Annotated in this window: 13 protein-coding genes and 1 pseudogene; 5 read left to right on the forward strand and 9 right to left on the reverse strand. The window is 70.6% G+C overall.

The window, feature by feature from the left end:
* Positions 1 to 6: 6 nt before the first annotated feature.
* Together ACFYNU_RS35795 and ACFYNU_RS35800 are read left to right on the forward strand one after the other, a co-directional pair.
* Positions 7 to 1,143, forward strand: a complete 1,137-nt coding sequence (locus ACFYNU_RS35795; protein WP_356592308.1) for a VOC family protein — start codon at positions 7 to 9, stop codon at positions 1,141 to 1,143.
* Positions 1,140 to 2,969 carry a bifunctional 3-(3-hydroxy-phenyl)propionate/3-hydroxycinnamic acid hydroxylase gene (locus ACFYNU_RS35800; protein WP_356592306.1) on the forward strand — a complete coding sequence of 610 codons (1,830 nt, stop codon included), beginning with the start codon at positions 1,140 to 1,142 and terminating at the stop codon, positions 2,967 to 2,969. The genes ACFYNU_RS35795 and ACFYNU_RS35800 overlap by 4 nt, the downstream gene beginning before the upstream one ends.
* Here ACFYNU_RS35800 and ACFYNU_RS35805 read toward each other — a convergent pair.
* The 3 genes and pseudogenes from ACFYNU_RS35805 to ACFYNU_RS35815 all read right to left on the reverse strand — a co-directional run.
* Complete coding sequence (locus ACFYNU_RS35805) at positions 2,966 to 3,127, reverse strand: hypothetical protein (RefSeq protein WP_356592304.1); 162 nt, start codon at positions 3,125 to 3,127, stop codon at positions 2,966 to 2,968. The genes ACFYNU_RS35800 and ACFYNU_RS35805 overlap by 4 nt on opposite strands.
* Before the next feature lie 509 nt (positions 3,128 to 3,636).
* Positions 3,637 to 4,071 carry a DUF6892 domain-containing protein gene (locus ACFYNU_RS35810; RefSeq protein WP_356592302.1) on the reverse strand — a complete coding sequence of 145 codons (435 nt, stop codon included), beginning with the start codon at positions 4,069 to 4,071 and terminating at the stop codon, positions 3,637 to 3,639.
* 518 nt (positions 4,072 to 4,589) lie between these two features.
* A pseudogene (locus ACFYNU_RS35815) lies at positions 4,590 to 5,015 on the reverse strand (DUF2267 domain-containing protein); the annotation flags it as partial.
* A gap of 348 nt (positions 5,016 to 5,363) precedes the next feature.
* Between ACFYNU_RS35815 and ACFYNU_RS35820 the strand changes: the two are divergent.
* Positions 5,364 to 5,537 carry a CsbD family protein gene (locus tag ACFYNU_RS35820; protein WP_356592300.1) on the forward strand — a complete coding sequence of 58 codons (174 nt, stop codon included), beginning with the start codon at positions 5,364 to 5,366 and terminating at the stop codon, positions 5,535 to 5,537.
* A gap of 504 nt (positions 5,538 to 6,041) precedes the next feature.
* On the forward strand, positions 6,042 to 6,563 hold the full coding sequence (locus ACFYNU_RS35825) for a pyridoxamine 5'-phosphate oxidase family protein (protein WP_356592298.1): 522 nt from the start codon (positions 6,042 to 6,044) through the stop codon (positions 6,561 to 6,563).
* A gap of 288 nt (positions 6,564 to 6,851) precedes the next feature.
* Here ACFYNU_RS35825 and ACFYNU_RS35830 read toward each other — a convergent pair whose 3' ends face one another.
* The 6 genes from ACFYNU_RS35830 to ACFYNU_RS35855 all read right to left on the reverse strand — a co-directional run bounded on the left by ACFYNU_RS35830 (position 6,852) and on the right by ACFYNU_RS35855 (position 15,809).
* Positions 6,852 to 7,076, reverse strand: a complete 225-nt coding sequence (locus ACFYNU_RS35830) for a hypothetical protein (protein WP_356592296.1) — start codon at positions 7,074 to 7,076, stop codon at positions 6,852 to 6,854.
* Positions 7,077 to 7,343: 267 nt separating this feature from the next.
* Positions 7,344 to 10,040, reverse strand: a complete 2,697-nt coding sequence (gene fxsT / locus ACFYNU_RS35835) for an FxSxx-COOH system tetratricopeptide repeat protein (protein WP_356592294.1) — start codon at positions 10,038 to 10,040, stop codon at positions 7,344 to 7,346.
* Positions 10,037 to 10,462, reverse strand: a complete 426-nt coding sequence (locus tag ACFYNU_RS35840; RefSeq protein WP_356592292.1) for a hypothetical protein — start codon at positions 10,460 to 10,462, stop codon at positions 10,037 to 10,039. The genes fxsT and ACFYNU_RS35840 overlap by 4 nt, the downstream gene beginning before the upstream one ends.
* 218 nt (positions 10,463 to 10,680) lie before the next feature.
* On the reverse strand, positions 10,681 to 13,368 hold the full coding sequence (locus ACFYNU_RS35845) for a LuxR family transcriptional regulator (RefSeq protein ID WP_356592290.1): 2,688 nt from the start codon (positions 13,366 to 13,368) through the stop codon (positions 10,681 to 10,683).
* 144 nt (positions 13,369 to 13,512) lie between these two features.
* Positions 13,513 to 14,250: an SRPBCC family protein gene (locus ACFYNU_RS35850; protein ID WP_356592288.1), complete on the reverse strand. Its 738-nt coding sequence runs from the start codon at positions 14,248 to 14,250 to the stop codon at positions 13,513 to 13,515.
* 56 nt (positions 14,251 to 14,306) lie between these two features.
* Positions 14,307 to 15,809, reverse strand: coding sequence for a multicopper oxidase domain-containing protein (locus tag ACFYNU_RS35855; protein ID WP_356592286.1), 1,503 nt, complete (start codon positions 15,807 to 15,809; stop codon positions 14,307 to 14,309).
* Positions 15,810 to 16,350: 541 nt separating this feature from the next.
* Here ACFYNU_RS35855 and ACFYNU_RS35860 point away from each other — a divergent pair.
* Positions 16,351 to 17,529: a cytochrome P450 gene (locus ACFYNU_RS35860; RefSeq protein WP_356592284.1), complete on the forward strand. Its 1,179-nt coding sequence runs from the start codon at positions 16,351 to 16,353 to the stop codon at positions 17,527 to 17,529.
* Positions 17,530 to 17,629 lie beyond the last annotated feature (100 nt).

A 17,629-nucleotide genomic window follows, 5' to 3' on the forward strand; every position in this document is an offset into this window, starting at 1 on the left:
CCATCCATGTCTTCCACCATCCCCACCACGTCTGACCCACATCAGGGGCTGCACAGCCAGGACGGCGCACGCCGCGACGAACACCCCGGACGAGACCGGCAGCCCGTCATCAAGGTCGTCGACATCGCCTGGCTGGAGTTCGTCAAACCCGACCTGGACCGCGCGGAGACCTTCGCCCGCGACTTCGGCTTCACCGTCGCCGCCCGCACCCCCGACGCCCTGTACCTGCGAGGTACCCTGCCCGGGCCGCACTGCCTCGTCATCCGCAAGGGCCCGGCCTCCCGCTTTCTGGGCCCCGTCTTCCTTGCCGCGGACCGAGCCGACCTCGACCGGCTCGCAGCTGCCACTGGTCGGCACGTTCACGCGTCGACCGAGTACGGCGGGGGCCACGCCGTGGACCTCCTCGATCCCTCCGGTATCCCCGTGCGCGTGGTTCACGGAGTCACTGAACATCCCGCCCTGCCCGGCCAGCAGCCGCTGCCGCTGAACACGGGCGCTGAGCCTGCCCGCCTCAACGCGACCCAGCGGCCGCCACACGAGCCGGCCCGCGTCGAGCGCCTGGGCCACGTCGTGCTCTCCACCCGTGTCTTCCGCCGCGCCCTGGACTGGTATCTCCAGCACCTCGGTCTCATCGTCAGCGACTTCCTCTACCTCGACGGCCAGCGCCAGCGGGGGCCGACGATGGCGTTCATCCGCTGTGACCGCGGCAGCCGACCGGCAGACCACCACACCCTGGCCATGCACCTGGGCCCCGACACCGGTTACGTCCACTCCGCCTACCAGGTCGCCGACCTCGACACCCTCGCCGCCGGCGGCGAGTACCTCGCCCAGCGCGGCTACCGGCGCTCCTGGGGCATCGGCCGCCACATCCAGGGCAGCCAGATCTTCGACTACTGGCGCGACCCCGACCGCTTCCTCGTCGAGCACTTCACCGACGGCGACCTGTTCGACCACACCCTCGAACCGGGATGGGCGGCCATGTCCGCCTCCGGACTCGCCCAGTGGGGACCCCCGGCCACCCGCGACTTCCTCGGCGCCACCCCCTCACCGGCCCTCCTGCGCACCGTGCTGGGCGCGCTGCGCGAGGACAACGAACTCGACCCGGCTCGCCTGACCGCACTGATGAAAGCCATGAAGTCATGACCCCCGCCCCCGGTCAGAAACACCAAGCGTCCTGCCCGGGAGGGCCCGGTGACAGCGGCATCACACCCGTCGCTGTGCTGGGGGCGGGCCCCGTCGGCCTGATCGCGGCTCTCCTGCTCGCACGGTACGGGGTGCCGTGCCAGGTCTTCGAACGTCACCCGGCCCCCTACCCGCTGCCCCGCGCCGTCCACGTGGACGACGAAGTCATGCGGATCCTCCAGGCTGTCGAAGCCGCCGACGCGTTCGCTGCCCGCAGCCGGCCATCCCTCGGCATGCAGCTCGTCGACTCCCAGCACCGCGTCCTGGCACGCTTCCTGCGCGACGCACCCCTGGGAGCCCACGGCTTCCCTCAGGCCAACATGTTCGACCAGCCCGAACTCGAACACATCCTCCGCGACCTCCTCGAGCAGCAACCCTTGGTGAGCCTGCATGGCGACACCGAGATTCTCGGACTGACCCTCCCGGCCCCCGGCGCGGGCATGCCGACAGCTGTACGCGTGCAGGACCTCACCACCGGCACGGAGCGCACTGTGCGCGCGGCGGCCGTCCTGGGGTGTGACGGCGCCGCGAGTCTGACCCGCCAGGCCATCGGCTCAGGCCAGCAGGTCCTGAGCAGACCGCAGCACTGGTTCGTCGTCGACGTCCGCTGTCCGGTCCCGCTCCCCGCATGGGAAGGAGTCCACCAGGTCTGCGATCCGGCGCAGCCCGCCACCTACATGCGCATAGGCGAAGACCGCTACCGCTGGGAATTCCGCCTCAACGACCAGGCCGCCGAGGCGGCGACGACCGATCGCTCCCGCACTCTGCAACTCTTGTCGCCATGGACGGGATCCATCCCGAAGCATCAGCTGGAGGTGGTCCGTGTGGCGCGGTACACCTTCCGTGCACAGGTCGCCGACCGCTGGCGCCAGGACCGCGTCTTCCTTCTCGGCGACGCCGCCCACCTCACCCCGCCCTTCATCGGTCAGGGCCTCGGGGCGGGCCTTCGCGACGCTCACAACCTCACCTGGAAACTCGCCCGAGTCCTCAAGGGGCAGAGTTCAGAGTCCCTCCTCGACACCTACGAAACTGAACGACGGCCCCACGCGGTCCATCTGGTGAGAACCGCGGTCCGTATCGGCCGGGCGATGACCAGCGCCCACCCCGTGGCCCGGGTCTCTCGCCGAGCGGGGCTCGCCGTCGGCCGGCACACCGGGCTGCTCACGCAGGCCGCCTTGGCCACCCTCAGTCCCGCCCTGCGCGGAGGAGCCCTCACCAGCCGACACCTCAGCCTCGCCCGCCTGCCTGGTCAGGGGCCCCGACCGGGCGAACTCGGCCCCCAACCGCAGGTGCGCACCTCCGCGGGCCGCCTCGCACGCCTCGACGACCTCCTGGGAGACAGCTTCGCCCTCCTCACCTGCCGTGCTCTCACCCCTGCGGAGAAGCGCCTGGCACAGGCCCTGCCCGCCCGCATCGTCACCGTGCTGCCCCCCGGCAGCGAACCCGCCGCCGGCACCGGCACGGCAACGAACCCCGCGAGCGTCGTTGACACGACAGGCGCCCTGGCCACGTGGCTGCGCGCGGGCACGGCTCTGCTGCGCCCCGACCGCGTGGTGCTGGCCGCCGAACACGGAGCCAGAGATTCTCTCGTGGAGTCGGCACACGCTTGGTCGAAGGTCTTGGCGCCCGACGAACCGCGCAGCATCTCGGAAAATCACCGCACGGCCGCCCGTCACGACGTGGGCCGAATCCTCGCCACCGGCCAGGCAGACAGCCGGCCCGCTCACCGCAAGAAGGGCGCCAAGCCCAGGCGAACCGTCACGGAGCTGCCAGATCAGACGCCTTAAGGGCGAGTTGCGGTAGCGGCGATGCCGACCTCCCGAAGCGTCCGGGCCAGGTGTTCCATCTCGGGCAGCGTTCCTGAGTAATCACCGTCCAGTACACGGCGCAGCACAGCCTTGGCGTTCTTCAGGTCAATGCCGAGCTCTGCCCGCAGCACGCGCATGATTGCGACGCTCTTCGTCGGCGGACTACTCACCTGGAGTCTCGCGGATCCATGCTCGGAGACCATCTGATCCCGCCGTTCGGCCGGCATGTCGCCACCGCATACGGCTACCGCAAATCCACAGGCGCAACAGGTTGACTCAACATCCCATCGCAACCGACGGTCCACCAGTGCCTGAACTCCCCGGCACTCCAGCTCCGCACCGCAGTCCTGGCACTCGGCGGAGTACCTGACGGACTCGAAAACCGCCTGCTCCATCTCCACCCCCAACGGAGACGAGATTAACGACAAGCTCACCAGCGGGGTGGAAGTAGAGGGCGTTGAACGCCGCGCGTACTGGGGCCGATGCAGGCCGTCAAGCCGTAGAGCGCGAGTCGGCGGCCCAGTTCCTTGGTGCTCAGATCCCGGGTGCCGTCCTTCTTGGCCAGGGGACCATCCCCGCGGGCGCGGGGCTGGTCCCGGCCAGGCCGACACCAACTGGTGTCGGTTCGTCAGCGACGGAACGGGGCTCAGTCGGTGTCGATTCCGCGTGCGGCGAAGACCTTCGCCGCGTCCGGCACCGCCAGGACGCCGTCCTCCACGAAGGTGACCTCCCGCAGGTTGGGCAGGAGGTCGAGGTCATCGAGCGAGCGGACGTCGAACAGATCGTCCTCGCCGTCCCAGGCGGGGGCGCAGTGCTGGAAGACGTTCGCCCCGGCGTCGAAGCACAGCTCCTCGACGCGGGCGAGCAGCTCGGCCGGGATCTCCAGGGCCTCGAAATAGGCCTGGGACTCCGGCAGCACCTCCGCGTGGAGGCCGTTCTCCAGGACGTAGGACGCGGGATCGCCGATGCCCCGCCCAGCCAGCCGCACGGGCAGGTCGTAGACGGGGAGGAGCGGCTCAGGGCCGTACATGAGCTCCTCGATGACGAGCAGCTTGAGGTTGAAGTCGCGGAACTGGCTCATGGAACATGTGTACCACCGAGGTACGACACCGGCCCTCCGCCCGGCTTCCGGCCGAACTGGCCGGGTGCCCGTCGCTCCCGCATGCGCGGGCACCCGGATCCCGTCGCCCCTGAGCGGCCGTCAGCGGATCGCTGACACCGGGGCGCCATCGGCGTCGCGCCGTCCGTGCTGCCGTCGGACAGCTCGGCGAGCAGGTCCAGCTCTTTGGTTCACCTTGGCCGAGAGGGCGGCGACAGCGACGTTGGCGGCGCGCACCTTCTCCGTCGGCCCGAGTCCCGAAATGGTCGCCGACCTGGCCCGCACGCTCGCCGTAACAGAGGAAGAGCTGACCGCTGTGTACACACACCAGAACGCCGGGACGGTGGACGGCATGCACGCCGTTGCGCGGCCTTTCGCTGGACCTACAGCCCCGCCGTCGCGATTTTCGGGCCCAGGTTCGGCGACGTGGACTTCAGCGTCATGCGCGGGGTCCGGTGAGCGTGAGCGGTTGGTAGCGCTGTGTCCTCGCGCTTCAGGCGTGCGACCTGAGCGAGTTCGGCGCGGCCGAAGAGGAGGGCGTAACCCGGCGGAAGCTGTGTGAGAACCCGGGTGAGGACATCGCTCCCGGCGAGTTGTCCGACGAGGGTGAGGACCGTGCTGGTGTCCCAGCGTGTGGTGGCCGGCGTTCCACCGGTGCGGACGGTCAGCTCCTGTACGAACTCCTGGCCGGTCAGCGGCTCGCCCGGGACGGCGGCGATGAGCAGTTGAGCGGCCTCGGCGGGCAGTTGAGCGGCCAGAAGGGCTCGTTCACCATCTGGCAGTTGCCGTCCAAAAGCCGTCAGTACACAGGTCACCGACTCCTCGGCCCGCGCACGGGTGGGGTAGGCACCTTCGTAGCGCACGGTCTCAAGCATCCGGTCGAACGTGAAGACCTTCGATGAAGCTGCTACGGCCTGCGAGTGCATGGGCAGGTGCCTTCCTCGTGATGTGTTCTCGTCAACAAGGCGGACAGGTCCGTTCCGCGCCGTTGCGGATGTCCTGTCGTCCTCGGTGCCCGACTCGCGGCACAGCCCCTGGAAGTGGGGCGGCCGGGTCCGATCTCAGCGGTGGGCACCGGATCCGCTACGGCTTGTGCCCGCCTTCGCCGAGTTCATGCGTGGCTCTTTCACGCGGGGGCCGCGGAGCGCCCGGGGCTACGCCATGGCCCGCCGTCTTTCTCTCTGCGACCCCTCCGGGGTGGGTTCACGTTTGCGTATCGCTGGCGCGGATACATGGTTAGGGACAGTTTCACCGACATGAGTGGGATGTGCGAGATGTCTGCTGATGAGAAGAGCAAGGCCAAGACCGAGCAGGCCAAGGGCAAGGTCAAGAAGGCCGCCGGTCGCACCGTGGGTAACGAGAAACTGACCGCGAAGGGGCGTGCCGAGGAGGCCAAGGGTGACGCGCGGCAGGCCAAGGAGAAGGCGAAGGACGCCCTCACCGACTGATTCACGCTTTCCGCGCGCTCTCCGTCGGAGGCCGAGCGGTTCTCGCGTACGGCCCGAGCGGGCGACCAGGACAGCCTCCCGCTCGGGCCGTGCTCATGAAACGGAGCGACAGGGGCGCGGCCGGCTCCGGGTACGTGAGGTCCGCCGCTCGGCTGACCGCGCGAGGGAGCGGTAGCTATGGACACGTCCCACCCCAGGAATCGCCTCCCGGTACCCCCGGGAGGAACTCGCGCGGCTCATCGCTGACTTCGCGGAGGCCGGCTGTCTCGCCGAGGCATTCGGCGGACTCCTAGCCTGTGCCAGAGTCTTCTCCTGCCAGATCACAGATGCAGGTCAGCGAGATCTTCAACCCCGCTCCGGTCCCGCGTCCTCCCGGTCCGCCACGTCGTCACGGTCCTGGAGGAGATGGGGATCTTCGAGGAGGACAGCGAACTCTTCTTCGAGGGCTGGCTCGCCGAGCCAATGACGACAGAGGGTGTCGGGTTTACGGCCGACGATGGACGTATGCGTGAAACCCCAGAGGAACTCGACAAGCTCCAGTCCCTCCTCGACTCCTCCCTCTCCGGCTCGACCCCACACCTCCGCTCGATCGTCGAGGGCCACACCATTTCGGCGACGCAGCTCACCGGGGTCCTCACCGGCATGTGCACGCTCGCCCTCTCCACGGTGAGCGCGAAGGGCGAACCGCGGATCAGCGGCGCCGACGGGCACTTCCTGCACGGCCGGTGGCACTTCGGCACGGCGCGCAGCGCCGCCAAGGCCCGTCATCTCGCGGCCCGTCCGGCCGCCAGCGTCGCGCACATGCGCGGCGAGGACCTCGGCGTGTTCACCCACGGCACGGTGGAGGAGATGAACCCCGAGGACGCCGAGACCACGGCCGTCTGGCAGGAACTCCTCGCCTACTTGAAGGACTTCTACGGCGACGGCGACGCCTTCGACTGGAACCGCGAGGTTGTCTACTACCGGCTGAACCCGCACTGGATGACCGTCTACGCCCCCAACCTCGACAAGCTCACCGGCACGTGACGCCGGGCCCGTCAGCGCGGGCCTGCGCGTACGCGGGTGCGGGGCCGGCCGACGGCGCGCAGTCGCACACCGTCGGCGCCGTGGCTACGGCCTCGCCCGGCGCCCGCCGGTACCGCAACGACCCGAGGCTGCCCCGCCGCCAAGCTCTCAACTCCGATGCGCATCGCTTGGCCGTGTTGCGGGAGGAGGCTGGGGCCGGCGCCCGGGCCGGGGCGGGATCCGAGGACACCCAGCGCGGGGCCGGGCAGGTGTCTGTGCGGGTGCGCCTGGTGGCGACGGCGGCTTTGGTCACGGTTTCGGCGACGGTGCGCCGGTCTCCGATGCTGTGGGCCGCTCCTCGTCGGCCCGGCGTTCGACGGTGAACGCGACCGCCGTGGCCAACGGCCGTAGGAGCGGGTTGGCGGCGGCGGACAGTTGCGCGAGCGTGACGAGCGCGTAGTGGTGGTGGTTCAGGTGAGCCTGCTCGTGGGCCACGGTGATCTTGTGGTCGACGGCGTCGAGGGCGTCGAGCATTCCGTGGGAATGACGATGCGGCCGGGGAGGCCGGGCACGGTGTAGGCCCTCAGGCGCGAAGTGCTCGGCCTCGACCGCCCGGCGGCGATTCATCCTCACGGCCGTCGGCAGATCACTCGCCGCCCGCGCCGTGGTCGAGGCCGGCCTCTTGGCGACATCCTGCGCGACTCCTTCGCATCCCTGCCGCTGGTCCGGGCGATCACCGCGGTCCCGCACTCGGCCGTCACCGCCGCCCGCGTCCTCGCCGGGGGCCCCCGCTCCGGTTGATCAATCTGCTGTCCATTCGACCCGGTATGACGCCCCGGGGCCGTACGGGGTCGCCATGGTCACCAACTTCCTTCGCAAGGAGGCCAGTTCATCCCGCATGGTCAGGGTGAGCCGGTGGTCGTCGCCCAGCTCCCGCGCGCTGTCGCGCACCGCTTGCTCGCACACGGCGATCGCCTCGGGCAGGGCGCCCGCAGCCCGGTGGGCCCTTGCCAGGTCGCGGCGGGTGGTGAGGGTGCGGGGGTGGCCGGGGCTGAGGACCCTTACGCAGTCGGCCAGAACGCGCTCCGTCGCTTCGGCCGAGCGGTGCGCGCGGGCCAGGTTGCTCCGGGCCAGCAGGGTGTCCGGGTGATGGTCCCCCAGGACCCGTCGGGCGTCGCCGATCACGGATTCCCAGAGTGCGACGGCCCGTTCGCGATCGGCGTCGCCGTCGGCCTCCCCGCCGCCGGCCGCGCCCGTCTCGCTCCTCTCCAGCAGCCCGGCCGCCAGATTGCCGCGCACCAGGAGGGTGTCCGGGTGGTCCGCGCCGAGGACGCGTTCCGAGTCGGCGAGGACCGACTCCCAGGTCGCCACGGCCCGTTCGTACTCCCCGCTCTGCGACAGGGCGTCGGCCAGGTTGTTGCGTACGAGAAGTGTGCGCGGGTGCTCGGGGCCGAGGACGAGCTCGGACTCGGCCAGTGTCCGCTCGTACAGTCCGACGGCCCGGTCCAGGCCGGAAGCGCCCCTCTCCTGCAAGGCGCCTGCCAGGTTGTTGCGCGAGGTGAGGGTGTCGGGGTGCGCGCTGCCGAGCTGCTGCTCGCGGTCGGCCACCGTCCGCTCGTACAGCGGCAGGGCGCGCTCCAGGTCGCCCGCCGCCTCGTACGCGGTGGCGAGGTTGTTGCGGAAGAGGAGTGTACGGGGGTGGTTGTCGCCCAGTACGCGCTCGGCGTCGGCGCTCGTGGCCTCGAAGAGGGGGACGGCGCGCCTGAGGTCGCCCGCGTCCCGGTAGCCGCTCGCCAGGTTGTTCCGGGACAGGAAGGTGTCCATATGGTCGGGGCCGAGGACACGTTCGCGGTCGGCCAGGGTGCGTTCGTACAGCGGGATCGACCACGTGACGCGTCCCGAGTCGCGGTAGGCGTTCGCGAGGTAGTTGCGCGTCGAGAGAGTGTCGGGGTGGTCGGGGCCGAGGACACGTTCGCGGTCGGCGACGGTGCTCTCGTACAGAGGGATCGCCCGGCCGAGGTCGCCGGCGGCCCGGTAGATGTTTCCCAGATGGTTGCGCGAGGTGAGGGTGTCGGGGTTGTCGGCACCCAGCAGGCGCTCACCGCCGGCGAGGGCACGTTCGCTGCATGCGGCGGCCTGCGCGACGTGCCCCTGGTCCAGCAGGAAACGCGAGAGCGCGTGCAGCAGTCTCACCACGTCGGCGGTGTCGCCGGCGGGCGGCGTCAGCTCCATGAACGCCTCGATGTGGGGACGCAGGCTCCGCCAGCGCGTCCACTGCGGGACCTCGATCGACGCGCCCTCGGGCAGCCCGTCGAGCAGGACGCGGGCCGCCCGCTCACGGGCGGCGAGGATCGCCTCCTCCGTACGGAGCGGGTCGGCCGGGTCGGCGGTGCGTGCCACGGCCTGGACGAGCCGGTGCACCCGCAGGTGCGGCGGCATTTTCGTGATCATGCTGTATCCGGCGAGGAGCGCCAGGGCGTCGTCGACGGCGAGCGGATCGCCGAAACCGGCGAGCAGGTCCTGCGGCAGCCGGTCGGGAGCGAGCCAGGCCAGGGTGGACAGGATCTCCGCCGCGAGCGGGTCCCGGTCGGCGATGGTGCTGAGCGTGACGCGCCAGACCCGCGCGATGGTGCGCCGGTCGGTGCTGCCGGCGTACGCGGTGGCGAACATCCGGGCCGGGTAGCGGCGTAGCCGCTCCAGGTACGCGCCGCAGCTGATGCCGTGGTTGTTGATGTAGGCGCCGGCCTGTTCGAGTGCGAGCGGCAGATGGCCCAGCTCGGCCGCGAGTGCGGCGGCGTCCCGCGACTCGACCGTGGCGTACGGCCCGGCGGTACGGGTCAGCAACTCGGCCGCGTCGTCGGGGTGGAGCGTGTCGAGCCGCACCGGGTGCGCGAGGTGGTGCCAGCCGGCCGTGCGGCGGCTGGTGATCAGGTGATGGCCCGTGTCGAGCTGGCCGATGATGGGCGCGAGATGGCTCGGGTCGTCGGCGTTGTCGAAGACGACGAGCCACCCGGGATGTGTCTGGAACCAGGTGATCGCCCACTCCGCCAGCGCGTTGGTGGTCGCCGGGGCCGCGAGATCGGGCAGCAGACGACTGGTCAGCGCGGCGAGGCCCGCCGTGATGGCGTCCGGGCTGTCGGCGGTGATCCACCACACGGTGGTGTACCGGGCACGGTGACGGTGCGCGTACTGGAGCGTCAGACTTGTCTTGCCGACGCCCCCGAGCCCGACGACGATCTGTGTACTGAGCGGTCTCTGGGCGGCCAGCGCCGTACCGAGTCGCTTCAGGTCGTCGTCCCTGCCGACGAACAGCGCGTTGGGCGGACGCGGCAGATTGTGGTTGTACGGCCCACGCGGACCGGCGACGGTCTGGGCGGGCGGCAGGCGCACGGCGGGCGCGGTGTAGAACGTGGTGCCGGGCCCCGTACTGATGATCCCCGCGTTGCTGTGGACGGCGGCGGACCGCTCGCCGGACGCCTCCAGGGACGCTCCGCTCATGTCGTGCGCCACTGAATCCTGGCATCGCCCCCAGAACTGACGACACCGGAGTTGTTCTGCACGGCGATCGAACCCTCGCCGGACGCGGTGAGGTGGACATCCGACCGCGACGGCAGCAACTGCGCGATCTCGGCGGCCAGTTCGGGATCCGCCAGCAGGACGCGCTTGAACTGCGCGCGAAGCGCCGCCCGGAAGTCCTCGTCCCCGGGAGCCTCGGCGACCTCCTCGACGGCCTGGTCCAGCCGCTCCAGCTCGGCGGAGCCTTCCCTGCCGCTCCGGATCCGCTGAAGGATGCGCTGCCCGAGGCCGACGGTGGCATCCGCGCCGGCGTCGGTGGCCCGGGTCAGCACGGCGGTCCCGTACGCGCCGACGGCTGCCGCGACGTACGGAGTGATCTCGTTCGCGACGGTCAGAGCGTCCACGCTTCCCCCAACTCCCGTCCCCCGGAGGGGAACTCGACTGCCGTATCCCATGATGCCGGACGACGGCGACCGGTGCACCGCGCTCGCGTCGCCCAGCGATCACGTCGTGCCGGTCGCTACGCGGGGCAGTCGGTCACGGCGTCGAAGATCCGGCCGGTATCGCCGGACAGCTGATCGGCGGCGCCGCTGTACAACTCCTCCGGCAGAGCGGACAGTTCCTAGTCGGCGGGCCGCAGGTCCGGCCGGTCGCGGAGTTGTCTGCGGGAGTTGATTCCCAGCTTGCGGTAGATGTTGCGCAGGTGGGCTTCCACGGTTCGGGGGCTGAGGAACAGCCGGGCGGCCACCTCTTTCGACGTCGCGCCGGTGGCGACCAGCCGCGCTATGTGCAGCTCCTGCATGGTGAGTTGGTCGCGGGCGTGATCGGTGCGGCTGCGTGCGATCTCGCCCGTGGCGCGCAGCTCGTCGGCCGCGCGCCGGCCGAACCCCTCGATCCCGGCGCCGGTGAACAGCTCGTGCGCGGTGCGCAGATGGGGTCGGCAGTCCTGTCTGCGGCCCCGCCGTCGCAGCCATTCCCCGTACAGGAGGTGGGCCCTGGCGCGGTACGGGAGCATCGGTGTGTTGGTGAGGTGGGCGATTGATTCCTGGTAGTCGTTCTCCGCTCCCGTCACCAGCGCTCGCGCGTAGGCGGCGATCCCCAGGCCCGAGGAGGTTGCGCACGCCTGGGTGCGTTCGGTCAGCTCCTCCAGCGCGGACTCGGCGGCGGCGTGCTCGCCGCAGCGTACGGCGGCCTCCACCAGCTCCGGCAACGTGAAACCCGCGGTGAACAGCTCCCCGTCGGCGGTGGCAAGCCGTGCGGCGTCCAGTGCCGCCGGGTAGTCCGCCAGGCCGTTGTTGAGCACGGCGCGCGCCCAGTGGACGTTGGAGACCACCTGTCCGGTGGCCGTCGCCGTCGCCATGACGGCTTCGAACAGCGCGGACGCCTCCTCGCGGCGTCCGCGCATCGCGGCCAACTGCAACCGGTGGTACATGACTTGAGGCGCACCGGTCGCGTCCGCGATCGCCTCCTCCTCGGCGATCGCGGTCATCGCTCTGTCGAGGTCGCCGGTGAGCGCGGCGGCGGACGCGGCCTGCGCGAGACCGAGCCTCAGGACGAGCGGCGATCCCGACTCACGGCCGGACTTCAGCAGCCACTCGATGATCCGCATATGGGTGTGCGGGTCCCAGAACTCCGCCGCGAGAATGATCGCGAGTGCGGGGTGCCGGGTCCACAGGGGCCCCTTCGACCCGTCGAGGGCCTCCAGGATCAGGGGTATGGCCGCCCGGTGCCCGTCCGTGGCCAGCGTGTCCAGTGCGTCGAGGACGTCCGGTGGGTGCGCCGGTGCGGACTTCGCTTCGGCGAGGACCAGGTCCATCACACCGTTCGCGCGTCCGACGAGCAGACTCGTCTCGAACGCCTCCAGATAACTCTCCCGGGAGCGCTCGACGTCGACGGACGCGAGCCGCCGCGCGGCGCGCAGCATCCACTCCGGGCCCTCACTGTCGTCCACCCGGACCAGGGCTATCCGGCCCCGCAGCAGGTCGGTCTCCGCCTGCTGGAAGGTGTCCAGCCGTGCGTTCTCGGCCGTCTTGAGCAGCATGGCCGCCTTGTCGGTGGAGCCCGCGTCGAGGTGGGCGCGTGTGGCCGCGAGGGTCCGTTCGGTCCGCCGTGCGGGGTCGAGCGACAGCTCCGCCGCGCGTTCGAGGAAGGCGGCTGTGGCCACCGCACCACCACGTGCCTGGGCGCGGGACGCCGAGCGCTCCAGGTCGGCGGCGACATCCTCGTCGGGGGCGGTGGCGGCCTGGGCGCGATGCCATGCGCGCCGGTCGGGGTCGGCGACCGGGTCGGTGACTTCGGCGAGTACGCGATGGGCCAGCTGCCGCTCGCCCGCCGAGGCGGCGTCGTAGGCCGCGGCCCGCGCCAGGGGGTGGTAGAAGTGCACGCGGGTGCCGAACTCGACCAGTCCGGTGGCGGTGGCCGCCGCGCCGGCGGTCGACAGGTCGATGTCCAGTTGGCGCGCGGCGGGCCAGAGCAGCCCGGGGTCGCCGGTCGGGTCGGCGCCGGCGATCGTGAGCAGGAGCCGCGCGTGTGCGGGCAGACCGGTGAGCATCGTCCGGAACTCGTGCGCGATCCGCGTCGGCACCGAGGTAGGTCGTGGTGGGGCGAACCCACCGGCCCTGGGCAGGGCGACCAGAGCCAGTGGGTTGCCCCGAGCCTCTGCCACGAGCCGGTCACGCACCTGTTCGTCGAGTGTCTCGTGACTCCGCGCGGCGAGCAGCGCCCGTGCGTCGGCGTCGCTCAGCCCCTCGACGTTCAGGGCCGGCAGGGCGTCCAACTCGCTTGCCTCGCACGGCAGTCGGACGGCGAGGAGGATGGCGACCGACTCGACGGAGACGCGACGGGCGAGGAAGGCCAGCGCCCCCGACGAGGCCGCGTCGAGCCAGTGCGCGTCATCGACCACGCAGAGCACCGGGCGCTCCTGGGCCGCCGCCGTCAGCAGCCCCAGGGTCGCCAGGCCAACCCGGAACACATCCGGTTTCCCGGACGCCAGGCCGAAGGCGACGCGGAGCGCCTGGCGCTGCTCGTCGGGCAGTTCGGTCAGATGCCCCAGCACCGGCAGGCAGAGCTGGTGCAGTCCGGCGAACGGCAGCTCCGCCTCAAGCTGGGAGCCGCCCGCGCGCAGTACGCGGAACCCGGACGCGGCCTCTTTCGCGTACTCCAGCAACGCGCTCTTGCCGATCCCCGCCTCACCACGCAGGACCAGAGCGCCGCCCCGGCCCGCCCGTGCCGCGCCGATCAGTTCGCTCAGGCGCTGTGTCTCGTACTGCCTGCCGAGCAGCGGACCACGAGTTGGAGCCAAGATTTGCACAGCGCGTACGCTACCGCGCGTAGTTCACCGAGCCGGACCGGGGCGTCGCCCGCGCCGCCGTACACGACTCCGCGGGACCCGACCCCGCCGTACACGAGTCGCCGTGTACGGCGGCGCCGTGTACGGCGGCGCCGTGTACGGTCGTCAGCTCGCCGGGGCCTCGGCTTCGGCCTTCAGTTCCTTGAGCCAGACGTCCAGCCCTCCACCGAGCATGTCGGCGACGGCCTCGCGGTCAGCCCCTTGCAAGGAGTCCAGCAGCGGGGCGTCCCAGGACTCCTGGGTGTGTACGCGGGTGCCCTTGGCGGTCTTCGTGAAGACCCAGAGGTGCGTTCCCTTGTCGATGGTGATCGCCTTGCCCTTCGCGGGCCCGTCCCAGATCACGCAGGCGCCCGACTCCATGTGCTTGACGCTTGAGGTGATCGCCAGAGTGTCCGCCGGAGCGAAGTCCGACTTGGGCACGGGAGTTGTCCACCGGAACTTGGAGGTGGAGGAGAAGTCGCCGGAGTCGAGGCGCTCGATGGTCAGCACCGCGTCCTGCCACTCCTTCCACTTCTCGACGTCGGTGTGCACGTCCCAGACCCGTTCGACGGGCGCGTCGATGTCGATGTCGGAGGAGCGGGTGAGGGCCGCCTTGGGGTCGGTGCTCTTCCCGCCGCACTGGCTGTCGTCGGCCTGCCCGGCCTGTTCGGCTTGTTCGGCCTGTCCGGTCGATCCGGTGGCGGACGCGGTGGCCGATGTGGCGGGGGTCTTGCTGTCCTCGGCCTTGTCGTCGGAGTCGTCGCCGGAGCCGCAGCCGCTGAGGGCGATGGCCAGGCTGACGGCCGCGGCGATCGCGGCGGCGGCCTTCTTGGCGGGGCGGCGAGGGGAGGTGGAGACGTGCATGGAGTTCCTTGTTCCTTGTTTCTTGTAGGGGTGGAGACTTGTTGGGGGTGGAGATCTCAGGGGTGGTCGTGTTGCCGCGGCACGACGCCGACCTTCTCGCCTTCGCCCAGGACGACGAACTGACCCATCATTCCGTTGTCCTCGTGCTGGAGCAGATGGCAGTGGTACATGTACGGCGTATTCGGGTCGGTGTGACCGCGGAAGCGCATCGCCAGCCGGTAGTGCTCTCCCGGGGCCAGCAGGACGGTGTCCTTCCAGCCGCGCAGGTGGGGGCGCGGCTTCCCGCCGCCCACCGTGAGTACCTGGAACTGCACATCGTGGACGTGGAAGTTGTGCAGGAAACCGTTGTCGTTGACCACGTCCCACACCTCGACGGTGCCCTCGCGGACACCGAAGTCGATACGGTCCATCGCCATCGACCGGCTGTTGATCTGGTCCGACGCGAGCACGAAGGAGCGTTCCCGTGCGGCTTTTTCGCCGGCGAGGTCCGGCGCGACGCCGAGCGAGGCAGGGATTTCGGCGCCGTCGGACAGGGTCGCCGCGGCCCGGAACTGGCAGATGTCGAGACGGTCGTCGAAGCCGTCGATCCGCCCCAGGGTGCCGCCGTACTCGGACGGGTGGGAACGCAGCTCGACCCGCTCTCCCGGCTTGAACGCGACCACGATCTCGGCGCGTTCACCCGGCGAGAGGTACAGGCGCTCGGTGTTCCACGGTCTGGCGAGCAGTCCTCCGTCGGTGGCGACGAGCGAGAACGTCCGGTCGTCGGAGAACCCGAAGTTGTACAGGCGGGCGTTGGAGCCGTTCAGCAGCCGCAGCCTTACGAGTTCGGTCGTCACGTCGACGTACGGACCGATCGTGCCGTTGACGAGCACCTCGTCACCTATGACGCCCAGCGAGCCGCCCAGCGGTACCCGCTCCTCGAACTGGTTGTCCCCGTCGAACGCACGGTCCTGCACGATCATCGGGATGTCGTCGACGCCGTACTCGGACGGCAGCTTCGATCCCTCGGTGGCCTCGTCGTCGACGATGAACAGCCCGCCCAGGCCCCGGTACAGGTGGTCGGCGGTCGCACCGTGTACGTGCGGGTGGTACCAGAGCGTCGCGGCGGGCTGGTCGATCGTCCACCGCGGTCGCCAGGTCTCTCCGGCCGGGACGACCTGGTGCGGTCCGCCGTCCATGGCAGCGGGCAGGTGCATCCCGTGCCAGTGGAGCGAGGTGTCCCGGTCCAGTCCGTTGTCCACGGCGAACTCGACCCGTTCGCCACGCCGCGCGCGGATCGTCGGACCGAGGTACGTACCGTTCACGCCCCAGGTACGGGTGGCCGAGCCGGCCTTGAACCGGGTCCTGCCCGACCGGATGCCGAGCGAGAAGACCCGGGCACCCGAAGCGTTGATTTTCGACTCCGCCGGCGGCGGGATCGACAGGGCCTTGTCGAAGGCGACCTCGCCGACCGTGTTCTGCTTCGCCGCGGCGTAGTAGACACCGAAACCACCGCCGGCGAGGACCACTGAGCCCCCGATTCCCATGCCGAGGGCCTTCAGTGCTGTGCGTCGTTTCATGGGGACACCGTCGCGCGCCGGAGGGCGCCTTCGCGTCGGCGTAAATTGCGTAGACCGGCTGGTCGGCCGATACGGCTCTGTCGGCAATCGTCAGCAGAACGAACCGCATCCCGGTCCCGTATCCAGGGATGCGGCCACCCTGTACGGCGCTGCCGTACCCGACCTCAAGGCGCGGTACCCGATGGGACGCCTGCCCCGTTCGCACGCGACCCGCGGACTCGCCGTGCCGGACGGGCCTCCACGTAGGCAGGGGTACGTAGTTGTTGCCGACGCGAAGGAATCGCCCGTCGCGGGAGGGTCTTTCCACGGGCGCCCTTTCGGGTGGGCCCAGGGCCGGACCGGTCGCTGGACTTCGCGGGCCGATTGCCGTACGGGACACCCACACCCGTCACCGAGGGCGGTTGACCAAGGCCGGGCGCGTCCGGCCGTCCCGGCCCCGGCCCCGCGCCGGCCCGTGCGGGCGCTTTCGGCTCTCCCTTCCTCGCGGCACCGGCACATCGGTTGTCGCCGTACTCGCTCCACCCGTTCTCCTGGAGGCCCGTTGTCCCCCGTACCCACCAGTGACGTCGATCTCTACACCGAATCGGCGCGCAGCGACCCGTACGACATCTACGCCGGGCTCCGGGCTCTCGGACCTGTGGTGTACCTGTCCCGCTACGACCTCTACGCGCTGTCCCGCTACGACGAGGTGCGCGCCGCCCTGATGGATTGGCAGACGTTCTCGTCGGCGCGGGGGGTGTTCGTCGATCCGGACGTGAACGCCCAGCTGGAGGGGATCACGCTGTGCAGTGATCCCCCCGAGCACACGGCGATGCGCTCGGTGCTGGGGAGGCCACTGCGGCCGGAGCGGATGCGTGAGGTGACCCCGCGGATCGAGGCCGAGGCCGACCGGGTCGTCGAGCGGCTGGTCGACAGGCGCCGGTTCGAGGTCGTCACCGAACTGGCGGAGTATCTGCCCATGACCGTGGTGTCGGACCTGGTCGGTCTCCCCGACCACGGGCGGGAGAAGATGCTGGAGTGGGCCGCGGCCATCTGGAACACCCAGGGGCCCGCCGACGAGCGGGCAGCCGCGGCGGGGCCGGTCGTCGAGGAGTTCATGGCGTTCGCCACGCATGACGCGGTGCCGGGGAAGATCGCCCCCGACGGCTGGGCGGCTCAGCTCTACGAGGCCGCGGACCGGGGCGAGATCCCGCGCGAGAAGTGCCCGGTGATGATGCTCGACTACGTCACTCCCAGCCTGGACACGACCATTCTCGCGATCACCAACACGATCGCGTTGTTCGCCCAGAACCCGGACCAGTGGGATCTGATGCGCGCGGACCGCTCGTTGATCCCGCACGCGATCAACGAGTCGCTGCGGTTGGAGACCCCGGCGCCCCAGTTCAGCCGGGTACTCACCGAGGACCACGAGATCGGCGGGGTTCCGCTGGCCGCCGGCTCACGAGTCGCGCTGCTCTACGCCTCCGCCAACCGCGACGAGCGGCACTACCCGGACCCGGCGCGCTTCGACATCACCCGTCGCCCCTCGGACCATCTCGCCTTCGGACGGGGAGAGCACGTGTGCGTCGGAATGCATCTCGCCCGACTGGAGATGACGGCGCTGCTGGAAAGGCTCGCCGATCGGGTCGCCGGCTTCGAGATACTCGGACGCCGTCCGATGATCAACAACGGATTGCGCGGTCTCGACCACCTGGAGGTGGCCGTCACCCCCGCGACCTGACGGCGGCGGGGGGGGGGGGGGGGGGGGGGGGGGGGCGGGGCGCGGCGCGGCGGGCGCCGCGCCCCCCCCCCGCGGGGGGCCCCCGGGCCGGGCCGGCGCC

This window comes from Streptomyces sp. NPDC006643, from assembly GCF_042870175.1.
Taxonomy (GTDB): domain Bacteria; phylum Actinomycetota; class Actinomycetes; order Streptomycetales; family Streptomycetaceae; genus Streptomyces.

Coding starts and splice junctions, on each gene's coding strand:
- ACFYNU_RS35805 (WP_356592304.1), bottom strand. CDS start 3,127: ATGCGCGTGCTGCGGGCAGAGCTCGGCATTGACCTGAAGAACGCCAAG.
- ACFYNU_RS35810 (WP_356592302.1), bottom strand. CDS start 4,071: ATGAGCCAGTTCCGCGACTTCAACCTCAAGCTGCTCGTCATCGAGGAG.
- ACFYNU_RS35850 (WP_356592288.1), bottom strand. CDS start 14,250: ATGCACGTCTCCACCTCCCCTCGCCGCCCCGCCAAGAAGGCCGCCGCC.
- ACFYNU_RS35830 (WP_356592296.1), bottom strand. CDS start 7,076: ATGCTCGACGCCCTCGACGCCGTCGACCACAAGATCACCGTGGCCCAC.
- ACFYNU_RS35820 (WP_356592300.1), top strand. CDS start 5,364: ATGTCTGCTGATGAGAAGAGCAAGGCCAAGACCGAGCAGGCCAAGGGC.
- ACFYNU_RS35855 (WP_356592286.1), bottom strand. CDS start 15,809: ATGAAACGACGCACAGCACTGAAGGCCCTCGGCATGGGAATCGGGGGC.
- fxsT (WP_356592294.1), bottom strand. CDS start 10,040: ATGAGCGGAGCGTCCCTGGAGGCGTCCGGCGAGCGGTCCGCCGCCGTC.
- ACFYNU_RS35800 (WP_356592306.1), top strand. CDS start 1,140: ATGACCCCCGCCCCCGGTCAGAAACACCAAGCGTCCTGCCCGGGAGGG.
- ACFYNU_RS35825 (WP_356592298.1), top strand. CDS start 6,042: ATGCGTGAAACCCCAGAGGAACTCGACAAGCTCCAGTCCCTCCTCGAC.
- ACFYNU_RS35795 (WP_356592308.1), top strand. CDS start 7: ATGTCTTCCACCATCCCCACCACGTCTGACCCACATCAGGGGCTGCAC.